The 20,880-nt window shown below is 53.6% G+C and carries 18 protein-coding genes and 1 tRNA gene; 5 read left to right on the top strand and 14 right to left on the bottom strand.

The genetic code is table 11. From position 1 onward, the window contains the following. Nucleotides 1–41: 41 nt before the first annotated feature. On the bottom strand, nt 42–791 hold the full coding sequence (locus AC6I1V_RS00390; RefSeq protein WP_302554120.1) for a molybdopterin-guanine dinucleotide biosynthesis protein MobB: 750 nt from the start codon (nt 789–791) through the stop codon (nt 42–44). A 361-nt stretch (nt 792–1,152) separates the two neighbouring features. Between AC6I1V_RS00390 and AC6I1V_RS00385 the strand changes: the two genes are divergently transcribed. Continuing rightward, nucleotides 1,153–1,641, top strand: coding sequence for a YchJ family protein (locus AC6I1V_RS00385; RefSeq protein WP_302554119.1), 489 nt, complete (start codon nt 1,153–1,155; stop codon nt 1,639–1,641). A 70-nt stretch (nt 1,642–1,711) separates the two neighbouring features. On the opposite strand, the gene AC6I1V_RS00380 is transcribed toward AC6I1V_RS00385, so the two are convergent. The 5 genes from AC6I1V_RS00380 to AC6I1V_RS00360 form a co-directional block, all read right to left on the bottom strand. Beyond that, the gene (locus tag AC6I1V_RS00380; RefSeq protein WP_497736730.1) at nt 1,712–2,659 is read right to left on the bottom strand and encodes a polysaccharide deacetylase family protein; all 948 of its coding nucleotides are present in this window, start codon (nt 2,657–2,659) and stop codon (nt 1,712–1,714) included. Between the two features lie 514 nt (nt 2,660–3,173). Beyond that, nucleotides 3,174–4,871: a glutamine--tRNA ligase/YqeY domain fusion protein gene (locus AC6I1V_RS00375; protein WP_482334534.1), complete on the bottom strand. Its 1,698-nt coding sequence runs from the start codon at nt 4,869–4,871 to the stop codon at nt 3,174–3,176. Nucleotides 4,872–4,940: 69 nt separating this feature from the next. Further along, nucleotides 4,941–5,327 (bottom strand): EF-hand domain-containing protein, encoded by a 387-nt coding sequence (locus AC6I1V_RS00370; RefSeq protein WP_486855059.1) that lies wholly within the window; start codon nt 5,325–5,327, stop codon nt 4,941–4,943. A 1,094-nt stretch (nt 5,328–6,421) separates the two neighbouring features. Beyond that, nucleotides 6,422–7,054: a Fe-S-containing hydro-lyase gene (locus AC6I1V_RS00365; RefSeq protein ID WP_497737098.1), complete on the bottom strand. Its 633-nt coding sequence runs from the start codon at nt 7,052–7,054 to the stop codon at nt 6,422–6,424. After that, nucleotides 7,026–7,871 carry a fumarate hydratase gene (locus AC6I1V_RS00360; RefSeq protein WP_302553609.1) on the bottom strand — a complete coding sequence of 282 codons (846 nt, stop codon included), beginning with the start codon at nt 7,869–7,871 and terminating at the stop codon, nt 7,026–7,028. The genes AC6I1V_RS00365 and AC6I1V_RS00360 overlap by 29 nt, the downstream gene beginning before the upstream one ends. A 266-nt stretch (nt 7,872–8,137) precedes the next feature. On the opposite strand from AC6I1V_RS00360, the gene AC6I1V_RS00355 reads away from it, so the two are divergent. The 4 genes from AC6I1V_RS00355 to AC6I1V_RS00340 all read left to right on the top strand — a co-directional run bounded on the left by AC6I1V_RS00355 (nt 8,138) and on the right by AC6I1V_RS00340 (nt 12,134). Further along, nucleotides 8,138–8,956: a hypothetical protein gene (locus AC6I1V_RS00355; RefSeq protein ID WP_486854853.1), complete on the top strand. Its 819-nt coding sequence runs from the start codon at nt 8,138–8,140 to the stop codon at nt 8,954–8,956. 85 nt (nt 8,957–9,041) lie between these two features. Then, entirely contained in the window at nt 9,042–9,638 is a 597-nt protein-coding gene (locus tag AC6I1V_RS00350) for a ketohexokinase (RefSeq protein ID WP_486854854.1), read from the top strand. A gap of 71 nt (nt 9,639–9,709) precedes the next feature. Next, entirely contained in the window at nt 9,710–11,368 is a 1,659-nt protein-coding gene (gene ilvD, locus AC6I1V_RS00345; RefSeq protein WP_486854852.1) for a dihydroxy-acid dehydratase, read from the top strand. A 689-nt stretch (nt 11,369–12,057) separates the two neighbouring features. After that, a tRNA-Glu gene (locus tag AC6I1V_RS00340) sits at nt 12,058–12,134 on the top strand. A 121-nt stretch (nt 12,135–12,255) separates the two neighbouring features. On the opposite strand, the gene AC6I1V_RS00335 is transcribed toward AC6I1V_RS00340, so the two are convergent. The 8 genes from AC6I1V_RS00335 to AC6I1V_RS00300 all read right to left on the bottom strand — a co-directional run bounded on the left by AC6I1V_RS00335 (nt 12,256) and on the right by AC6I1V_RS00300 (nt 20,604). Next, nucleotides 12,256–12,759: a hypothetical protein gene (locus AC6I1V_RS00335; RefSeq protein WP_486854851.1), complete on the bottom strand. Its 504-nt coding sequence runs from the start codon at nt 12,757–12,759 to the stop codon at nt 12,256–12,258. Next, complete coding sequence (locus tag AC6I1V_RS00330) at nt 12,708–13,616, bottom strand: restriction endonuclease (RefSeq protein ID WP_486854850.1); 909 nt, start codon at nt 13,614–13,616, stop codon at nt 12,708–12,710. The genes AC6I1V_RS00335 and AC6I1V_RS00330 overlap by 52 nt, the downstream gene beginning before the upstream one ends. 115 nt (nt 13,617–13,731) lie before the next feature. After that, nucleotides 13,732–15,255 carry a type I restriction-modification system subunit M gene (locus AC6I1V_RS00325; protein ID WP_497736728.1) on the bottom strand — a complete coding sequence of 508 codons (1,524 nt, stop codon included), beginning with the start codon at nt 15,253–15,255 and terminating at the stop codon, nt 13,732–13,734. Beyond that, nucleotides 15,252–15,989 (bottom strand): AAA family ATPase, encoded by a 738-nt coding sequence (locus AC6I1V_RS00320; RefSeq protein WP_497736727.1) that lies wholly within the window; start codon nt 15,987–15,989, stop codon nt 15,252–15,254. Before AC6I1V_RS00320 ends, AC6I1V_RS00325 begins: the two co-directional genes overlap by 4 nt. Beyond that, nucleotides 15,986–16,360 (bottom strand): hypothetical protein, encoded by a 375-nt coding sequence (locus AC6I1V_RS00315; RefSeq protein WP_497736725.1) that lies wholly within the window; start codon nt 16,358–16,360, stop codon nt 15,986–15,988. Before AC6I1V_RS00315 ends, AC6I1V_RS00320 begins: the two co-directional genes overlap by 4 nt. Further along, a complete protein-coding gene (locus AC6I1V_RS00310; RefSeq protein WP_497736724.1) occupies nt 16,357–17,640 on the bottom strand; it encodes a restriction endonuclease subunit S in 1,284 nt (427 codons plus the stop codon). The genes AC6I1V_RS00315 and AC6I1V_RS00310 overlap by 4 nt, the downstream gene beginning before the upstream one ends. Further along, on the bottom strand, nt 17,633–19,045 hold the full coding sequence (locus tag AC6I1V_RS00305; protein ID WP_497737097.1) for a type I restriction endonuclease subunit R, EcoR124 family: 1,413 nt from the start codon (nt 19,043–19,045) through the stop codon (nt 17,633–17,635). Before AC6I1V_RS00305 ends, AC6I1V_RS00310 begins: the two co-directional genes overlap by 8 nt. Beyond that, nucleotides 19,000–20,604, bottom strand: a complete 1,605-nt coding sequence (locus AC6I1V_RS00300; RefSeq protein WP_497736722.1) for a type I restriction endonuclease subunit R — start codon at nt 20,602–20,604, stop codon at nt 19,000–19,002. The genes AC6I1V_RS00305 and AC6I1V_RS00300 overlap by 46 nt, the downstream gene beginning before the upstream one ends. Nucleotides 20,605–20,880 lie beyond the last annotated feature (276 nt).

The raw sequence follows: 20,880 nt of genomic DNA, 5'->3' as shown, positions 1-20,880 counted from the left end.
TCTCCAGAAAGGTTCTTCCTCCCCTCCCCACATCTGCATCCCTACCCTTTCATCCTGATAATAACCTCGCCGCCGGGAACCATGCCCTTGAGCGCACCGAGCATCCCCTTGATGCCGCCGGAAAGCATCTGTGCAGTAAAGGGGTTAAGCCCCACGGACTGGCCATTGACGGTGACTTCTATGCTCCCGCGCGCGGCTACGCAATCGCCGGGCGCCTTCTCCCCAGCCACGATGCGCTGCGTCATGGCGGTGCAGTCCGCTTCCCCACAGGCCCCGCAATCCAGAGCGGGCAGCAAAAACCCCTTCTCAAGAATCAGATCCACCAGCGCATCCAGCTCTTCGGCCGTGAATGACGGCAGACCGGGAAGCTCATTGTCGCCATACGTGGCAAGCGCCAGCTCAGGATGCAGGGCCTTGCAGCCTTCAGGAAGCGCCGTCAGGAGTTCGGGCGTAGTCCGCAAACACAGGATACGCGGCAGCCAGCCGATGTTTTTCCCCCCTTCCACCAGCAGGATGTCCGCATCCAGCAGGGGAACCAAATCCCGGAGGAAACACGGATGCCCCCAATGGATCATGGCTTCACCCCCGCCGTCCTTCGTATTGCTCAGCCCTACAATAGTCCGTTTCGGACTCATCAAAAGCGCGGTATCCGTGTCCGGCTTGTCCAGTTCGTGGTGGGTATGTTTGGCAATGGCGACTTTGAGGCCCCGGGCTTCCAGACACTCGGAAAGCCGGGAAATGAGCGTCGTTTTGCCGGAATTGCTGAACCCTATGATACTGATGGCTTGCATACGGATCTCCTGTGGTAAAATTTTTTGGTTCCCATGTACCGGATAGCAAGGGATTGTCCGGGCGGGTACAAATTATGGCACCCCACCATGAGGGAACGTCTTTTTGACCTTCCCGTAATACCCTACAACCCTTGTCAAAAACAGAAAAAGCGTTTTTTACAAGATATTGGCACGCACATTGCTATGAATAGAGTAATTCCTTTCTTCTTTCTTCATCACTTTCTTCCTCCCATAACGGCCCGCTTTACGCGGGCTGTTCTGGTTTCAGAGGCCGGGCTTGACTCCGAGGACGCGAAACCGTAACCAGTCCCCACATCACTACACGCAGGCCGCACGCCTGTCTTATCCCGGAGGAATTCCCATGTCCCTGTGTCCCTGCGGCTCTGGCCGCCCCTACGAAGAATGCTGCGAAACCTATATCGAAGGCCGCGAAACCGCCCCCACCGCCGAAGCGCTCATGCGTTCGCGCTACACCGCCCATACCCTCGGCAAATATGATTACCTCAACGAAACGGTGCATCCGAGCATCCGTGACGAGGCTGATCATGAAGACATGAAGAAATGGTCGGAAGCCGTGGAATGGGAAGGCCTTGAAATCTTCACCACCAAGGACGGCGCCGAAACCGACGAAACTGGTGAAGTATCCTTTGAAGCACGCTATTCTGTCAACGGCATGCCCCAGTCCCTGCGCGAGGACGCTTTCTTCCGCCGTGAAGACGGCCGCTGGTACTACGTGGACGGCAATGTCCACGGCCAAGACCCGTACCGCCGCGAAACGCCCAAAATCGGGCGCAACGAGCCCTGTCCCTGCGGCAGCGGAAAGAAGTACAAGAAATGTTGCGGCAAGTAGCCTCAACCGTCAACGTATGATTATGAAAAAAGGGAACTTCGGTTCCCTTTTCATTGCACCCTTTCCGGCGCTACCAAATCGAAGGCTGCAAGGCCTCTAGCCCTGCATTGCCCACTTCCGGCGAATGCCCCGCCAGCGGTTCGGCTCCTGACGCCTCCGTCTTTGGGGCCACCCGCCAGCGGACTTCATGCACGTCGCCGGGCTGGAACAACTGGCGCGGCGCTTCCCGCTCCGCTTGGGCCTCCTGGGGAGGAACCGGCTGCTGCGGGTTCCCTTGAATTACGGGGGCATCCTTGCCCCCCTCAGGCAGGGCATCTTGGCGCAAGGCCGCAAGATATTCGGAAACCGTCACAAATTGGCAGCCGTCCGCGCTCAGGCGATCAAGGATTTCGGGCAGGGCTTCTATGGTCTGCTCATGGGTATCATGGAACAGGAAAACGCCGCGCAGCTTCTGCCCGCTGATGAGCGTCTTCATATTCTCGATGCTCGCCCGCTTCGACCAGTCCATGCTGTCGATGGACCACAGCATGATGTCCGCCCCTTCGGCCTTGGCTATCGCCACAGTATTGGCATCAAAATTTCCGTACGGAGGCCGGATGTAGCGCGAATGCACGCCGAGTTTCCGCAACGCTTCCTGAACGCTCAGGATTTCACTCCGCTGCACATCGGCGGCAAGATGGCGGAGCGACTTATGCGAATAGGTATGGTTGCCGATTTCATGTCCTTCCTGCTGGAGGCGCACGATGAGCTCAGGGTGGTATTTGACCTGCCTGCCCACGACAAAGAACGTGGCGTGGATGCCCCGCTCCCGCAGGATCTCCATCAGGCGCCCGGTATGCCTGCTGGGGCCGTCGTCAAACGTCAACGCGCAAAGATTGCTCCCCTTGCTCATTTTCAGGATGGCGCGCCCGTCCACCACCGTCCCCGCGCCATTGGCGGAAGCGTTTTCAGGGAACAGCAAGGCCCCTGCGCACAGCAGCGCGGACGCATAGACACGGAACAATCGGACGAGAATCATGACGCGGCCTCTGAAAAGCGGCAAGCACTGCTTGTCAAAAAAGTTATACGCAAGATGCGGGGCAAGCTCTAGCACGGAGGGGCCTCCCCCGCAAGGCTTCATCATACAGGCTTCGGAAGAAAAACACAGTCCCTGATTTCAACCGGGCAGAAGAATGGGCCCGGCCTTTATCCTCGCGCCAAACATGCCGTTTCCACAAAACAGGGTTGCGCCTCCCGGCCCCCTGCCCCACCCGGCCCCTTCCCGCCGGACGCCCTGCGGCTCCCCCTGCCCCAAGTTTTCAGCAAAGGGGGCTAGGCCGTGTCGTTCTTTTTCATACAACTATTTGAAATTAATGAAACAATCTTTTTGCAACATGAAAATAGTTTAATAATTTCAATATACTACATCTAATTGACGATACGACCTAGGGCCTTCCCCAAAAGAGCGGAGGCCGCGCAAACGGAATACCGCCGCGCAGCCTCCTTTCAGGGCTATGCCGTTAAAAGCTCCATAAACGGAGCATCCCTTTCCTTTATTGTTTGCCTTCGATCTTCGCCCACGAGTCCTTGAGCGTCACCGTCCTGTTGAAGACAGGCGCACCGGGCTTGCTGTCCGGATCGACACAGAAATACCCAAGGCGCTCAAACTGCACGCGGGCCCCGGCAGGGAATTCCGCCAGAGCGGGTTCGACCTGCGCGGTCACGACACGCATCGAGCCGGGATTCAGCAGATCCGTGAACTCCACGCCTTCGGGCGTATTGCCGGGCGTGGGGGACGTGAACAAGTGCTCGTACAGGCGCACTTCGGCGGGCACGGCGTGAGGCACGGAAACCCAATGGATGGTGCCCTTGATCTTGCGTCCGTCGGGCGTAGACCCGCCCTTCGATTCGGGATCGTACGTACAACGCAGCTCCACGATGTTGCCGTCCGCATCTTTGATCACGTCCTTGCACGTAACATAGTAGGCATAACGCAGGCGGACTTCCGAGCCGGGGAAAAGGCGATGGAACTTCTTCGGCGGATCTTCGCGGAAGTCGTCCCGCTCAATGTAAAGCTCACGGCTGAACGGCACCTTGCGGCTGCCTTCCACGCTGCCGTCCTGGCTAAACGGCATGTCGAACCATTCCACCTGCCCTTCAGGATAGTTCTCGATGACGACCTTGATCGGATCGAGCACGGCCATCGTGCGCGGGGCAACCGCATTCAGGTGTTCGCGCACGCAGAACTCAAGCAGGCTGTATTCCACCAGGTTTTCCGCGCGGGCCACGCCGATGCGGGAGCAGAAGTCCCGGATGGCTTCCGGGGTATACCCCCGGCGCCGCATCCCGCAAATGGTGGGCATGCGGGGATCGTCCCAGCCGCGCACGAATCCGCCCTTCACGAGCTGGATGAGCTTGCGCTTGGACAGCACGGTATAGGTCAGCCCAAGGCGGGCGAACTCAATCTGCTGCGGGTGGTACACGCCCAGCGCGTCGAGCACCCAATCGTACAGCTCACGGTTGTTGACGAACTCCAGCGTACAGATGGAATGCGTAATGCCTTCCAGCGAGTCGGACAGGCAGTGCGTGAAGTCGTACATGGGATAGACGCACCACTTGTTGCCCGTCCGGTGGTGTTCCGCATGACGGATGCGGTACAGCGTGGGGTCGCGCATGACCACATTGGGGGAAGCCATGTCGATCTTGGCGCGGAGCACATGCTCCCCGTCAGCGAACTCGCCGTCGCGCATCCGGTGGAACAGATCAAGGTTTTCCTCGACGGAACGGTTCCGGTACGGGCTTTCCGTACCCGGCTGCGTGAGCGTGCCCCGGCTGGCGCGGATTTCCTCGGCGCTCTGGCTGTCCACGTATGCCTTGCCGTCACGGATGAGCTGCTCGGCGAACGCATACAATTGATCGAAATAGTTGGAAGCGTAATACTCCCGATCGTCCCATTCGCCGCCGAGCCAATGCACGTCTTCACGGATGGAATCCACGTATTCGGTATCTTCCTTCACCGGATTGGTATCGTCGAAGCGCAGGTTGCACAGCCCGCCGTACTCTTGCGCCAGCCCGAAGTTGATGCAGATGGACTTGGCATGGCCGATGTGCAGATAGCCGTTCGGCTCAGGAGGGAACCGGGTATGGACTTTCTTGCCGAAGCGCCCGGAGGCGTTGTCCTGATTGATGCGGACGTGCAGGAAATCCAGCCCGACGTTGTTTTCCGGTGTGGAGGAAGCATCCATGTTCATGAACAATCCTTTGCTGCCGCCTTCAGAGGGCGGCTGGCTTTTGTGAAACCGTGGGTTTCCGTTTGAGGGCTAATTTTTCGGGGGCACGATGCCGGGGGCTGCGCCCTGCTGCGCGGGGGGCTGGATCATGTGCATGCCGCCCTTTCCGGCTCCGGCGGGAGGCATGGTTTTGCCGCCCATGCCCGCAGGCATACCCATCCCGGCGGGAGGCATCCCCTTCTGGCCGCCCATATGGGATTTCATGAAGCTGTCCCATTCGCCGCGGGAGATTCCGCCGCTCTTGTCGGCGTCGATCGTATCGAAGGCGGGGCGCTTCATGCCGGGGACGGCGGCCTGAAACTCTTCCCAGTCCACCTGTCCGTTGCCGTCCTTGTCCATCTGTCCAAAGCGGTCGGGCGCGGCATACGCAGGCGCGGCACACAGGGTCAGCGCCGCCAGAAAAAGCAATTTTTTCATAGTTGTCTCCTCAGGATTCTCTCCTGACGGGTTAATGGCATGTTTCCACAGTGTAACCACTCTCCCCCTGACGCGCAAGCGCGGGAGCGGAAGAAGGTTGGAAGGAATCGGGGGAGGGGAGAGGGAAACTTTCTGGAGAAAGTTTCCCTCTCCCCTCCCCCGTACCCCCTCCCCTCTCCTTTCAAAGACTTTCAACCTTATCGAATCCCTCTTGTTTGTTTTCCCGGTATATCCACGGAAGAAGAAAGAAAAGTATAGGCTTCCAGAAATCCCCCGCATAACGGGTGGATTACCATTTCGGCCGGTTCGCGCCTTCAATGGACTAAGCCCTTAAAACAAGGCTGTGTTATAGAAAATGGTTGATGCTTTTTTCCTTGAAGCTCCAAAGGGATAACAGGAAAAATACCTTAGCCGTGGATCCCGCCAAGGGGAAAACCGGAGAAAAAGGCTGTATTTTCACCTCACTGTGGAGATGAAACAACCACATACTATAACAGAGCTTAAAACAAAGAAGGGCTTCGCATGTGAAGTCCTTCTTCCGAAAAGTCGACAGGCTGCTGTCTAGGTCATGTCGTCATTTTACATATGACTATTTGAAATTATTTAAAACAATCTTTTTATAACTTAACGTAGTTAAATTATTTCAACATATTATATACAACTGACGACACGGCCTAATGAAGTGCCCTCAAATCAAGGGAGCACAAACACGGTGAGTGCCATACGATTCCGCTGTCTACTGGAGTGTTCTTTCCCCACTCGGTATTCCTAAAAAGGCCCTGTCATAATATATGGTTGTTTTATTTCCGTAGTACGATGAAATATATAGCTTTTATCTGATTTTTCCGCTGATGGACTCCATGATTGGGGCATTTTATTGGTTGTTCCTTTGGAACTTCAAGAAATAACACATCAACCGTTTCCTATGACGCAGCCTCCTAAAAACTCGGAGCGGGGATTCGATAGGCGTGAAAGCCTTTGAAGAGGGAGGGTGTTGGGGAAGGGAGGGAAAGGCGTGGAGGGCTTCCCCCTTCTTCAGAAAAGTTTTCCCTCCCTTCCCCAACGTTTCTCTATGGTTTCAGGATAACTCTTCGCTAGCTTTTTGCGTAGGCTTTGGGCCCTTCCATATAATAGTCACCGCCCTCGACATCGCCCACGACGATGGCGGGAAAGTCCACGACCTCCATCGCCGCCAGTGCTTCCGGGCCAAGCTCGGCATAGGCCAGCACCGTATACGAGCGGATACAGCGGGACAGCAGCGCCCCGGCGCCGCCGGTGGCCGCGAAATAGACCGTCCCGTAACGCTGCATGGCGTCCTTGACCGCCTGTGAACGGTTGCCTTTGCCGATCATGCCGGAAAGCCCCTTTTCCATCAGGCGCGGCGCGTAGGCGTCCATGCGCCCGGAGGTCGTCGGCCCGGCGGAGCCGATGGCCTGCCCCGGTTTGGCCGGAGAGGGCCCCACATAATAAACAATCTGATCGCGCAGATCCACGGGCAGGGGCTCTCCCCTGTCCAGCGTCTCCACCATGCGCTTGTGGGCAGCGTCGCGGGCCGCGTAAATGGTTCCCGAAATGAGGACTCTGTCACCGATATGCAGTGAACGCACCTTGTCTTGAGTGAGGGGCGTCGTCAAACGGATGGGTTCGGACACGGAAATCTCCTGTTTGCCCCGCGCCTGAGGCTGGGGCTGGAAGTGATTACAGTTCCGCCTCGGCGTGGCGCGCAGCGTGGCAGTTGATGTTCACCGCCACCGGGAGGCTGGCGATGTGCGTGGCGCAGAACTCCACGTTGACCTTGAAGGCCGTAGTCGTCCCGCCGAGCCCCTGCGGGCCTGTCCCAAGATCGTTCAGGAGGCCGAGGAGCTCTTCCTCAAAGGCCGCATACCGGGGATCGGGGTTGCGGGTGTCCACGTCGCGCATGGCGGCGCGCTTGGCGCACAGGCCCGCCAGCTCAAGCGTGCCGCCGATGCCCACCCCGACCACCATCGGGGGACAGGGGCTCGAACCGGCGGCCTTCACCGTATCCACCACAAATTTCTTCACGCCTTCAATCCCGTCGGCGGGGACGAGCATCTTGAGGGCGCTCTTGTTTTCACTGCCCGCCCCTTTGGGCGCCAGCTTCAGGCGGATACGATCGCCGGGGACGATCCGCACATGCAGCACGGCGGGCGTGTTGTCCCCGGTGTTCTTGCGCTCGAACAACGGTTCGGCCACGGAGGATTTCCGCAGGTAGCCTTCCGTATACCCTTTGGCGACCCCGGCATTGACCGCCTCCTCAAACGAACCGCCCACAATATGCACATCCTGCCCGACTTCGGCGAACACGACGGCAAGGCCGGTATCCTGACAAATAGGCGTATTCTCCGAAGCCGCGATGTCGGCGTTCAGCAAAAGCTGGCGCAGCACGTCCTTGCCGGAAGGCGACGCCTCCCGTTCCACGGACGACTCGATGGCCCGGTACATCACATCCGGCAGGCGGCAACAGGCGGCAACGGCCAGCTCCGCGACGGTATCCGTTATGGCTGAAACATGAATTTCACGCACGGCACTATCCTCAAGCATAAAGACGCAACAAACGAACAGCCTCAGACACCACAAGGCGGAACCCCCGCCTTGTTTCTTCTCACTGTTATCATGCGGCTGTACGGCGCACAAGCGCCGCCGGAAGAATAAAGATCAACCATCCTCCCCGGAACGGAGTGTTTTGCGATCTTGCCGTATGCTGGCTAAACGGGTATGATTCTTCGCTTGAGACAAAAACGGCGCCCAAGAAAGCGCTGACAGCAACCATAACCATCAGGATAGGCCCCATGAGCAACCATTTTGAAGGACTTGGCAAAACCTGGCTGACCCTTTTGAACGATCCCGAGAAGGAAGTTCCCGCCGTCGTCATGCAGGTGATGAAGGAAGGAAAAACCCGCGATTGTTGGCAGCGCAAGGACTCCAAGGAAGAGACCATGGTGCTGGCTTGGCCGGTGGAAACGGCGTTCCGCGCGGGCGTCACCATCCACGGGAAAGCGGGCGAACAGCTCCGCCCCGTGTCGACCTATCCCCTGTTGGAAGGCGCGCCCAACGATATGACCGTGAACGAAACGTATTTCTGGCAAAATGAAACCGAAGGCGAAGTGTCCGCCACGTGCAACGAAGGCGCCAACCCGCTCTGGTTCTATTCGCCGTTTCTGTTCCGCGACCGTGAAAACCTTACCCCCGGCGTCCGCCACACCTTCCTTATCGCCGGGCTCGCCTACGGCCTGCGCCGCGCCCTCCTCGACGAAATGACCATTACCGAAGGTGTGGAATACGAGCGTTACGTTGCGGAATGGCTGGCCCATAATCCGGGCAAGACCCGCCTCGACGTGCCGCAGCTCACCGTGGATCTCAAAGGCGCCCGCATCGTCGTCCCCGGCGAGGTCGCCAGCGAATACCAGATCCGCGTCCCGGTCACGTCTGTGGAAGAGATGCACATCCAGAATGAAAAAGTGTACATGCTGATTGTGGAATTCGGCCTCAATACCCCGAACCCGCTCCGCTTCCCCCTGTACGCTCCCGAACGCGTCTGCAAGATCGTCCCCCAAGCCGGGGATGAAATCGACGCCATCATCTGGCTGCAGGGCCGCATCATCGACTAGATCCGCGGTTGCCTGAGGCGGGCATCCCCAGCCTTGGGCAACGCCCTCTCCTCTGGGGCAGAGCGGAAAGGAGCCCGCCGTGGCCATGCACGAAATCGAAGACTGCATTGAGGAAGCCATACGGGTCGTGTCGCGTTCCGATATGCCCGTTTCCGAAAAGCGGAACATGGTTTATTCGCTGCTCAGGCTGGAGGAGTACGGCGATTGCGGGTTCACCAACCTGCGGACGCTGAAAGAGATGATGGACTGCCAATACACCTTCGTCTTCGACAAGACGGAGATGTATGACTATGAGGCGAACCGGGGCTACTACGACGGGCTTTCCAAGAAAGGCGGCTGTTCACAGGGCGCTCCCTATACGCTCGTCGCCCGTGATGCCGTGACCGACGAATGGGTGAGGCACGACGACAAGGTTTGCGTCGACAGCGGTTCCGAAGCGTGGCGGGGCATGGTGGCTGCCGGGGCCATTGCCGGCGAGGGCGCGGCCCCCGTGGAACGGCTGGAAGATCTGGACGTGCTGCGAACGGTAAAGAAGCTCTGGGGCCCGATGGACGACTACTTCATGCAGGCGCACGGCGGCCTCTTCCTTCTTTCCGGAGCCATTGCCGGCTTGCCGGAAGAGGAGTTCCCCGAACACTTCGGCATGACCAAACAGGATTTTGAGGACGAGTACGGCGACTAGCCGTTCCCCGTTTTCAGGACGGGCCGCCACCGGACGGCCCAGTACAGCGACTTTTTGAAAGGAAACAGACAATGCGCAGCCAAAAAATGACGTTCGGCCTTGAAAAGGCCCCCCATCGCTCCCTGCTCTACGCACTCGGCCTGACCCGCGAAGAGGTGAAGCGCCCCCTCATCGGCGTGGTGAACGCCGCCAACGAAGTGGTTCCCGGCCACCTGCATCTCGGCAAAATCGCCGAGGCCGTCAAGGCGGGCATCCGCATGGCGGGCGGCACGCCTATGGAATTCCCGGCCATCGCCGTGTGCGACGGACTGGCCATGAACCATGAAGGCATGCGCTTCTCCCTGACCTCGCGTGAAGTCATCGCCGACTCCATTGAAATCATGGCTACGGCCCATCCTTTCGACGCGCTGGTGTTCATCCCCAACTGCGACAAGATCGTCCCCGGTATGCTCATGGCCATGATGCGCCTGAACCTGCCCTCCATCATCATGAGCGGCGGCCCCATGCTGGCGGGACGGAACAACACCGATCTCATCAGCGTCTTTGAAGGCGTCGGCGCGGTCCGTAACGGCACCATGACCGAGGAGGAGCTGGAAGACCTGACCGAAAACGCCTGTCCCGGCTGCGGTTCCTGTTCCGGCATGTACACCGCCAACACCATGAACTGCCTTTGCGAGGCCATGGGCGTGGCCTTGCCCGGAAACGGCACGACGCCCGCCGTGTCCGCCGCCCGTATCCGCCTTGCCAAGCAAGCGGGCATGCAGGTCATGGAACTCCTCGAAAAGAATATCCGTCCCCGCGACATCGTGACCGAACAATCCGTCCACAATGCTGTGGCGGCGGATATGGCCCTCGGCGGCTCCACCAACACGACACTTCATCTGCCCGCCGTGTTCGGGGAGGCCGAATTGAACCTGTCGCTGGACATCTTCGACGAGATCAGCCGCAAGACGCCCAATATCTGTAAGCTTTCCCCTGCCGGGACGCAGCACATCGAAGACCTGCACCGTGCGGGCGGCATTCCCGCCGTCATGGGCGCCCTGCTCGGCAAGGGGCTCGTGTACGGCGACGCGCTCACCGTCACCGGCAAAACGGTGGCTGAGAATATCAAAGATCTCAAGGCCCACATCATTGATCCCGACGTCATCCGCATCGACAAGCCCTACGCCGAGGAAGGCGGCATCGCCATCCTGCGCGGCAACCTTGCGCCCGACGGCGCTGTGGTGAAGCAGTCCGCCGTGGCTCCCGAAATGATGATCCGTGACGTGACCGCCCGCGTGTTCAACAGCGAAGAGGAAGGCGTGGAAGCCATCCTCGGCGGCAAGATCAAAAAGGGCGACGTGGTGGTCATCCGGTACGAAGGCCCCCGCGGAGGCCCTGGCATGCGCGAAATGCTGACCCCGACGTCAGCCATCGTGGGCATGGGCCTCGGCGCGGATGTGGCGCTCATCACGGACGGCCGTTTCAGCGGCGGCAGCCGGGGTGCGGCCATCGGCCACGTATCCCCCGAAGCGGCGGACGGCGGGCTCATCGGGCTCGTGCAGGACGGCGACACCATCCATATCGACATCCCCGGCCGCAAGCTGGAACTGCTTGTCCCCGAAACGGAAATCGAAGAACGCCGCAAGCATTTCGTCCCTGTGGAAAAGGATGTAAAATCCCCGTTCCTGCGCCGTTATGCCAAGCTGGTGACCTCCGCATCCACCGGCGGTGCCTATAAGAAAATCTGACGCTGCCTCCGAGCCGCGAGCATTGAAAGGCATGCCCCCAGCCTCCTTCGTTCGGAAAGCTGGGGGCATTTTTTGGCTTTACATTCTTCCGCCTAGATCGTGTCGTCGTTTTACATATAATTATTTGAAATTATTTAAAACAACATTTTACAACTTAAAAATAATAAACAGTTTCAATGGATTATATTTAATTGACGACATGGCCTAGTACATTACATGAAGCGTTGCCACACCCAAGGAACACTTCAACCCCTTTTTTTGTCCTCTGCGCTTTTTCCCTAGGGCGTGTCGTCATTACACATGTAACTATTTAAAATTATTGTAAATAATCTTTTTACAACTCAAATAGCTAATAATTTTAATAAATTATATAATTGACGACACGACCTAGAACCCACCTCGCACCACTTGAAGGGGAAAATAAGGGATTGGCCAACTCACACGATGACCGTTTTGTGCCATTCACTCCCCATTCAGATGAATGGAGGCAATGAATGGGAGCGTTAAAGGCCAAACTTTTCCCCTTTTTAAAGGGATTTTATTAAATTTTTATAAAATAAAAACAGTATATTAAATATACATTTCAACTTTTTTTCGATTTTTCCCTTTTTCTTGTTGACAGCGGCGGGTGTTTTTTATAAATAGTTCTGGCTGTGCAGCTGCGGCGAGCAGAAAAAAGCACAGTAAACGTCCCCATCGTCTAGCCGGCCCAGGACAGCGGCCTTTCACGCCGTCAACAGCGGTTCAAATCCGCTTGGGGACGCCAAATGAAATTAAAGGGTTACATGAAAATGTAACCCTTTTTTCGTATGTGGGGCAAATTTGCCCCACGCTCTGCCCCACAGATTTTCAAAAATTTATGGGTCTACAGGGTCTACTGCCAGATTTCATGTGGCGATATGAGAACGGAAGTCAGACAGGATTGCCGCAGCAAGCCGATTTGATGCTGTCAGCATTTCGTCTTGTGTCGTTGACTGCATCCCATGTGCTATGCAAGATTCAATATCCAAGACAAACCCGGAAGCCAGTTGAGAAACCTCGGCAGAACCATTCAACTCCAGAAGGGCAAGTGTGGCTTTAAATTCCATGGGGTTGATGGGAATTCGAGACGATTGCGCGATCACGGCAAGGTAATTCTGGTAGGCCTGTCGTTTCAGCTCAAAACTGCGCTCTTCCTTCCTCCGTTCCTCTTGGCGTTCCCAATCCTCTCTGGCCTTCTGTTGCTCATGAGCAAATTTGCCGTCTTGCAATTTCTTTTGGAAATACAAGGTGACACCGCTCCCCAAAAGCGTCATCAATCCGCCTATGGCCGCTGCTCCAAGCGTTTCCCACGGCACTGTCATTTCTCCGGGGTCAAAAAGTAGATGGGTGTTAATGGCAGTTGCTGCCATGCCTGATCGCTCAGATGAGGAATATTGTCCGTCCAGAGTTGCACCAGCTTGGCACTATCCACAAGCATGATGCGTTTGCTTTCCTGACTGCGGGCATAGGTCTCGGCATCCTTGGTGAACCCCCCTGTGCAGAAAAAAATGCCGCTATCATGCTGGCCAATATTTGCCATAAAGGACTTCAGGTCAGGCTCTGTGACGGCCTTTTGCTGTTGCTTGACTTGCACCTTGATGCGCGGCCCCTGCGTCCCAAGGGGATCAGTATATGCCAGAATATCCACTCCGCCGTCCTTGCCGGGCGGAGCAATCCAAGTCACATGATAGCCGATAGCCTTGAGCAGGTCTGCCACAAGCTTCTGAAAATCGTAGGCGTCCATTGCGTGCAGAAAGGCATCAATTTTTTCCTGGGACTGCTCCTTAGCTTCCTCGTAGTAAACGCTGATGCTTTTTTCGCTTTCGTCCTCCACATCTGCCACATCCTGCACAGCCGATACCTGTGCACCGGACTGAAGCATTTTGTGATGCTTTAGCCATTGTTGGTAAAGCTGAGCTGCCTTTTTATGGAATTCCAGCGGGTCGTTATACAGCTCCAGCGCTTTTGCCCCCTCTTCGGTCAGCGTCCATATTCCGCTTTCCTTGATGAGCCAGCCCGCCCTGACTGTGTCCACCGTGGCCCAACGTACTATTTTTTCAAAACGCCGCCCGCTTTCATAGCTGCCCGCTTCATACTCTGTAAGCGTGACGGCATCAGCCAAGGCTATTAACGCCTCTTTAGCTTTCATACCGTCAGGATGCTTTTCAAGAATACGGAAAAGAGCCTGTATCAGCTCCCCAAGGCGCTTATTGGTAATTTTAGCCATGAGCTATTCCTTGTAAAAGATAGTATGCTTCCCTATGGCAAGAGGGGTAGACCCAGCTCTTTCAAAAACGCATTGTGTTTTTCCGTGGCTGCTTTGATTTGCGCATCCACCGCCATCATTTTTTATGAACATCGGCAAGGTCAATTTCCTTTTCCGGCATTGTGGTGCTGACGTATCTGGAAATATTCAGATTGTAGCCGTTTTCGGAAATTTCTTCCATACCGACACATCTGGAATACCGCTTTTCTTCTGTGCGAAATTGATAGGTATCTACAATTTTTTTTATGTGTTCCGTGGACAGTCTGTTTTGCCGTTTACCCTTTTCAAAATACTCAGAGGCATTGATGAAGAGCACGTCATCAGACTTTTTACACTTTTTGAGCACAAGAACACACACGGGAATGCCCGTGGAGTAAAAAAGGTTAGCGGGCAAGCCGATAATGGTGTCTATGTTGCCGTCTTCAAGCAGTTTACGGCGGATGCGTTCCTCCGCACCGCCACGGAACAGCACGCCATGCGGCAGGATAATGGCCATAGTGCCTTCCCGCTTCAGGTAGTGGAAGCCGTGCAGCAAAAAGGCGAAGTCCGCAGCCGATTTCGGGGCCAACCCATAATTTTTGAAACGCACATCTTCGCCCAACGCCTCACTGGGATTCCAACGGTAGCTGAAAGGGGGATTGGCCACCACGGCATCGAAATAGGGCTTTTTCGCGGGATTGGTTTCGCGCAGCATATCCCAGTCGTTGGTCAGAGTGTCGCCGTGGAATATCTCAAATTCCGAGTCTTTCACACCATGCAGCAACATGTTCATGCGCGCCAGGTTATAGGTGGTGACGTTCTTTTCCTGACCGTAGATTTTGCCTATGCCTTGCGATCCCATGCGCCCCCGCACATTAAGCAAAAGCGAGCCGGAGCCACAGGCGAAATCAAGCACACTGGCAAGATGCTTTTTGGGGCCGGTGCTGGGATCCTGGCTATCCAGTGTCACTATCCGTGATAAAATGCTGGATATTTCATGTGGTGTGTAGAATTCGCCAGCTTTTTTGCCGGAGCCTGCCGCGAATTTGTCGATCAGATATTCATAGGCATCGCCCAGCGTATCGCCCTCACTGGAAAAGCTGGATAAACCTTCGGCAATTTTTTTAATAATATCGCAAAGTTTCTCATTGCGTTCGACATAGCGCTTGCCAAGCTTTTCAGAAGTGAGATTGATTTCTGAAAACAGCCCCTGAAAGGTGCTGTCGAAGGATTCATTTTCAATATATTTGAAGCCGTCCTGAAGGGTGTTCAGCAATTCCCCATCCTGCGTGCGCGCCATTTCTGCAATACTGCCCCAGAGATGTTCCGGCTTGATGACATAATGCACACGCCGGCGCATGAGCTTTTCAAACTCCGGCACGTCATCCTGATTGGCTGCATACCAGATGCGCAAAGGCGTCACGCCAGGCTGTTTGCTGATATCGGGGTACTCGTTTCCTAATTCCTTTTTGGCAGCGACTTCATAATTGTCAGACAGATAGCGCAAAAAGAGAAAGGCAAGCATATAGTCGCGGAAGTCATCCGCGTCCATGGCTCCGCGCAAGGTATCGGCAATGCTCCAAAGAACAGCACCCAGTTGTTTTTGATTTTGTTCGGTCATGGCTTGTCCGAGGGGTTAAAGGGGGATGGAGTTTTTTGGGTGAGTTGGGGAATTTCAAATTGATAACGGCTAAGAAATGCCATGAAAATACTTTTAAAAAGCTCTTTGGTATCATCCATCATCTCTCGCGGGGTATAGATGGAGTATTTACCGTGGCTCAAAAGATTGAGGGCGCGCGTATACAACACTTCGTCGTCAACGCCATGAATGCACGCTGAAAAATCTTTGTAGCCAAAGAAGACGGCTGTTTTTTCCATAATGCTACGCAACGCATTGAAATGATGCGTGTAGATTTGGTTGTTCTCTACAGCATGGTGCAACTCGCTGAGCATGGCCACATGATGGAAGAAGGGCGCTTCATCCGTTCTTTGCAGGGAGTACTTTTCACCTTGCGCCGTGCGGTAAAAGAAATAAGTGTTATATTTTGTACGTGAGCGCTTGAACTCATTCCACAGGACATTAAAAAACAATCCATGATGGGAAGAAATGATGCACTTTATGGTACTCTCTGTTTTTTTTAGTGTATTGATGAGGTCTGTGGCCACGGCAATGGCATTATTATCATCAAGAGATGATATTGGGTCATCAATATAAATATATTTCACCCATCCATAGGACTCATGGCCTTCAATGACAAGGGTGCAAATAGCAAGGAAAATACACCAGATAAAGATATTCTCTTCGCCACGAGAAATCTTGATATTTTCTTCTTTCCTACGCGAGAACGAAATCAACCATTGTTCGTAGTCAATCTTGAAGTCAAAATCCGCATAGCGTTCGAGGTACGAAAAAATTTTTTCTTCCAGCGCCAGCTCTTTGAAGCCGGAAAAAACCTAGAGGCGGTGTTAAGACGTAAATAACGCTCTGTGTCGTTTTCAAGATCATTGTCCCAGGCAAAGAGGTCTTCGGTGTAGGCATTGAAATAGAGCGTGTCGCTGGAACCGTCTCTTTTTCCGGCATTCTTGAATTCCATGGAAAGGCGGGTTTTGCCTGTACCGTTGTATGCAAACAGCAAAACATAATTGGCGTTATTCAGGTCATCCCGAAGGCGCGTCACCAGTTTGGGCAGGGATTGAAATTCCCAGATTTTTCGTGAATCACTCATGCCAGAACCTCGTCAATGCGCGGGAAAAGCTGCTGCATAAGCCCTTTCTTGTGGTCTTTGAGCAGATCGATTTTTTGGGTCTGGGCGGTGATAAGCTCGTCAAGAGAGGATAGGCAGTCTGCGATGCGTTGTTGTTCATAACTTGTAGGAATCACTGCGGAAATATTTTCTAATACTGTTTTGTTTACAGATGGAACAGCTCCCCCACAGTATTCACTTAAATCTATCAGTTGTGATAGTGTATACAGAAAATAATCAGTTGATTTTTTTGATTTTGCTTTAATCCCTACTGCATTATTATCAATGAGACATTCAACTGTAGTAATGGCTCGTCTATTAAGTCGAAGTGCCTCTCCGATCTTTGCAAATACGGTAGTCCCAACAGGAAGCGGCTTCGCTTTCAATATCGAAAGCTCATCATCGCCTACATAATTTAGAGCTCTATCCAATAACCCGCCATGCTCGCTTACTGCTTTAGATATGTCACTAACTTTACAAAATGGATAGAGTCCATGTATCTTACCTTGCAAACATTCAGGAAACGTATATCCAGGAATGATATCGCAAATATCACCTAATGCTATTTTTTGCCATTTCCCAGAGTTTCCAAACTCAGGAAACCGCAACTTTGGCAGCGTTTCGCCCTCTGCCGGGAAAAGCTGTTTGAGCAGCCCCTTTTTATGCTCTTTGAGCCTATCGAGCTTACTAGTCTCGGCGGCGATGCGCTCCTCAAGGGAGGTAAGGCAGTCGGCGATACGTTGTTGCTCTGCTGGCGAGGGAAAGGGTAAAAGAACTTCAGAGAATTGTTTATAGGTGATCATCTTTCCATCACGTAAGCCTTCAATATTTACATTAAGCCTAGATATGAGATGCTCACTTTTAAAGAAAAATTTGAAGAAAACATCATTCAAAATTACTTTCTTCCTAAGAATGATGTATGCAGGACTACATAATCCACAAAAATGAGAATACTCGATACCCCCTTGAAATGACCTTAAACTAATTATAAAATCTCCAATATTTACAATCTTGTAATTTTCTATACTTTTCTTAGTAACAGATACGTTATATTCGATAGTACTACGTGGAATAGCACCATGTTCTTGTGTTATAGCAAGAATAGGCAAATCGAAATTTTGATTTTTATTGATAATATTGTCAAATAAGTCATTGCCATAGCGCATTTCCCACTTCCCCGCGTCTCGAAACTCAGGAAAGCGCAAACGCGGCACCAGAGCGCCCTTCTTTTTGTCTCTTGCCATCATTTCCATCTTACTCATAGGCTCCCAGCCCCGAAATGTCGCGCCCCTTGGCAAGCTTGTGCAGCAGGGGGATAAGGTCTTCCATCAGGGCCAGTTCTTTTTGTGTACGGGCCTTCCAGCCCAAGCCCAGAGGGACGAGCAGCTCGCCGAGCTGCTCGCCGTCAAAGATCATGCGCTGCATGACGCTGTCCACAAAAGCTTGCAGAGAGTCCGCTTCAAGACCGTGTTTTGCGGCGATTTCCGCCAGCTCGCGAGCATTTTTTTCGACCTTGAACTGCTTGTATCCTTCACGGATAGCGGCCTCGCTCATCCCCTTATCAGGGCTCAACGTCTTGATATAGGCGGCAATGTCGTCGCGCTCGTCCACAAATTTGGCATCGGCCTGGATGAGGCCGATGAGTTCGTCGCGGGTCATGGACTGCTTGCCCGGAACCGCCTGGGTATATCCGGCAATGAGCTTCATGATATAATCATAGTCGATCACCGCGGAGGAAAAAAGCACAAACTCAAATTCCAGTTGCTGAACCGCATCATCTGCAGAGTTGGCCTTGCCGTCCTTCTTTTCCTGCTGGACTTTCAGGCGCTGGGCAGTTTCTAGGTACACCCCCTGCAAGCCCTGCAACTGATCGGCAGGAATAATCTTTTCTATGGTTTCAGCGTTTTCCGGGGTGAGATCCGTATATTGGTCAAGCTGGGTTTTCAGGCGCTTGACCTCTTTGAACAGATTGATGAACTGGCAGCGGGCTTCGTCACCCTTCAGATTGTTCACGTCTTCCGGGGCGCATGTCAGGCCCTGGGAGTGCATAAAGGCATCCAGCTGTGTGACTGCGCTTTCCAATTTGGCAATGACAGCAGGGGCGGGATCAACAAGCCAAATCTCTCTGGCGGTGTCGGATTGTTCGCCGGAAAACATGGCTATGGCCGTATCAACGGCCTTTTTCTGCTGGCGGAAGTCCAAAATTTTGCCATAGGGCTTGGTGTCGTTCAGCACGCGATTAGTACGCGAAAATGCCTGAATCAGGCCATGATGCTTGAGATTTTTGTCCACATACAAAGTGTTGAGAAATTTGGAATCAAAACCGGTGAGCAGCATATCCACCACAATGGTGACGTCGATCTTTTGCGCGTGAGGCAAGTCCTCATTGGGATATTGCTGATCCTTGATGCGCTTTTGTATGTCCTGATAGTACAGATCAAATTCATTGATGCTGTGATTTGTGTTGTAGCTGGCATTATAGTCGGCAATAATAGTTTTGAGCGCAGCCTTTTTTTCTTCGGGAGCTTCGGCATTATCGTGCTTTTCCTGTGGCAGGTCTTCCTGAATCTGCTGCACATCCTTGTTGCCTTCTGCAGGTGGGGAAAACACGCAGGCGATGTTCAACGGCTCATAATGGCTGTCCGCCGCCGTGCGCTCTGCCTGAATCTCTTTGAAAAGTTGATAATATCTATCGCGTGAATGATGCCCGATGTGGCAAACAGCGCATTGAACTTGCGCTGTGCGGTTGAGGCATTGTGTTTATCCAGTATAGCTTCCACAATAGCACGCTTGCGCATCGACTCGTTGAGCCTGGAGGCGCCTTTGTCCTCTGGTTTGTAGTATTCAACAAGAAAACGCAGCACGTTGCGATCTTCAATGGCATGAGTGATAGTATAGGCGTGTAGCTCACGCTGAAAAATATCCGCTGTAGTTTTATAGTAACCTTGCTCCCCTGTGATTTGCGTATAGGAAGCGTTTTCTTTAAAAATAGGTGTTCCAGTGAAGCCGAACAATTGAGCATTTGGGAAAAAGTCTTTGATAGCTTTGTGGTTATCACCAAACTGAGAACGGTGACACTCGTCAAAAATGAACACCATGCGCTTGTTACGCAGCGGTTTCAGACGCTCCTTGTAGTTGCCGGGATTGCCGGCATCGAGGGCAAGCCCCAGTTTCTGAATGGTGGTGACGATGACCTTGTCGGCGTAATCATCGGAAAGCAGCCGCTGCACCAGCGCAGCAGTGTTGGTGTTAGCCTCGACACAGCCTTCCTGAAAGCGATTGAACTCTTCCCGCGTCTGACGGTCAAGGTCTTTGCGGTCAACCACAAACAGACATTTTTCTATGTCCGAATTGTCTTTGAGCAGCGTGGACGCCTTAAAGGAAGTCAGCGTCTTGCCGCTGCCTGTGGTGTGCCAGATGTAGCCGTTGCCACAGTTTTGGTGAATGCAATCCACAATGGCCTGGACGGCATATATCTGATAAGGGCGCATAACCATGAGTTTTTGTTCGCTGGCCACCAGCACCATATAGCGGCTGATCATCTCTGCCAGCGTACATTTGGCTAGAAAATGCTCGGCAAAGCGGTCGAGCTGGGTGATTTTTTTGTTGTCGTCTCCGGCAAACTGATAGAGCGGCAAAAAGCGTTCATCCGCATCAAAGCTGAAATGGCGGTTGTTATTGTTGGCAAAATACCATGTGTCGCTCATGTTGCTGACAATGAATAATTGCAAAAAACAGAGCAGGGTTTTGCCGTAGCCGTTGCCGGGATCATTTTTGTAGTCAACAATTTGCTGCATTGCCCGGCGCGGACTGATGACCAGCATTTTCAACTCAATCTGCACTACAGGGACGCCATTGATGAGCAATATGACGTCATAGCGGTGGTGACTGTAATCCGTATTTATGCGGAGTTGGTTGACAACTTCAAAGGTGTTCTTGCACCAGTCCCTGATATTGACCAGTGTGTAGAAGAGCGGTGTGCCGTCGTCGCGTTCAAAGCTGTTGCGTTCGCGCAAAAGCCGGGCGGCGCTGAACACGTCTGGGGTAACAATTTGTTCCAGCAGGCGTGAAAATTCGCCGTCTGTCAGGCGTACCCGGTTCAAAGCTTCAAATTTCTCCCGGAAGTTGGCCTCCAACGAAGCGCGATCGTGAATATCCTGCCGATAGATATATTTAAGATCAGTCAAGTGCTTTATCAGCTCTTGTTCGATTTGTTGCTCTGTCATGAACTGCTTGACCCTATTGGAAGGTTAGGCTGTGTTGTGTAACAAGGCTTTCCCATTCACTGGGGTGCCCCAGTGGGTGGAGTACGAGGCTCTACCAAGAAGAAAATTGATGTGCCCGGATACTATACGAAAAGGCTTGTTCGCACAATGTGACCTCTTGGGCCGAACAGGGGCCAAAGGCTCTCTTACCTCCCCATGCCAGGACTACGGGAACGGGATAACGTTGCCGCGCCCGTAACCTGTCTACTTACGGGGCAATAGCGCGTTCAATTTTCG

The organism is Bilophila sp. T19-St14 (assembly GCF_059728385.1).
The sequence above is the reverse complement of the archived record's forward strand: the minus strand, read 5'-3'. Positions and strand labels throughout refer to the sequence as shown.

Excerpts from the sequence above, each read along its gene's own strand:
- AC6I1V_RS00380 (WP_497736730.1), bottom strand. The coding sequence starts at position 2,659 with ATGATTCTCGTCCGATTGTTCCGTGTCTATGCGTCCGCGCTGCTGTGC.
- AC6I1V_RS00385 (WP_302554119.1), top strand. The coding sequence starts at position 1,153 with ATGTCCCTGTGTCCCTGCGGCTCTGGCCGCCCCTACGAAGAATGCTGC.
- AC6I1V_RS00375 (WP_482334534.1), bottom strand. The coding sequence starts at position 4,871 with ATGAACATGGATGCTTCCTCCACACCGGAAAACAACGTCGGGCTGGAT.
- AC6I1V_RS00330 (WP_486854850.1), bottom strand. The coding sequence starts at position 13,616 with ATGGCTAAAATTACCAATAAGCGCCTTGGGGAGCTGATACAGGCTCTT.
- AC6I1V_RS00335 (WP_486854851.1), bottom strand. The coding sequence starts at position 12,759 with ATGGCAGCAACTGCCATTAACACCCATCTACTTTTTGACCCCGGAGAA.
- AC6I1V_RS00370 (WP_486855059.1), bottom strand. The coding sequence starts at position 5,327 with ATGAAAAAATTGCTTTTTCTGGCGGCGCTGACCCTGTGTGCCGCGCCT.
- AC6I1V_RS00300 (WP_497736722.1), bottom strand. The coding sequence starts at position 20,604 with ATGACAGAGCAACAAATCGAACAAGAGCTGATAAAGCACTTGACTGAT.
- AC6I1V_RS00390 (WP_302554120.1), bottom strand. The coding sequence starts at position 791 with ATGCAAGCCATCAGTATCATAGGGTTCAGCAATTCCGGCAAAACGACG.
- ilvD (WP_486854852.1), top strand. The coding sequence starts at position 9,710 with ATGCGCAGCCAAAAAATGACGTTCGGCCTTGAAAAGGCCCCCCATCGC.
- AC6I1V_RS00350 (WP_486854854.1), top strand. The coding sequence starts at position 9,042 with ATGCACGAAATCGAAGACTGCATTGAGGAAGCCATACGGGTCGTGTCG.
- AC6I1V_RS00310 (WP_497736724.1), bottom strand. The coding sequence starts at position 17,640 with ATGAGTAAGATGGAAATGATGGCAAGAGACAAAAAGAAGGGCGCTCTG.
- AC6I1V_RS00315 (WP_497736725.1), bottom strand. The coding sequence starts at position 16,360 with ATGAGTGATTCACGAAAAATCTGGGAATTTCAATCCCTGCCCAAACTG.
- AC6I1V_RS00355 (WP_486854853.1), top strand. The coding sequence starts at position 8,138 with ATGAGCAACCATTTTGAAGGACTTGGCAAAACCTGGCTGACCCTTTTG.
- AC6I1V_RS00325 (WP_497736728.1), bottom strand. The coding sequence starts at position 15,255 with ATGACCGAACAAAATCAAAAACAACTGGGTGCTGTTCTTTGGAGCATT.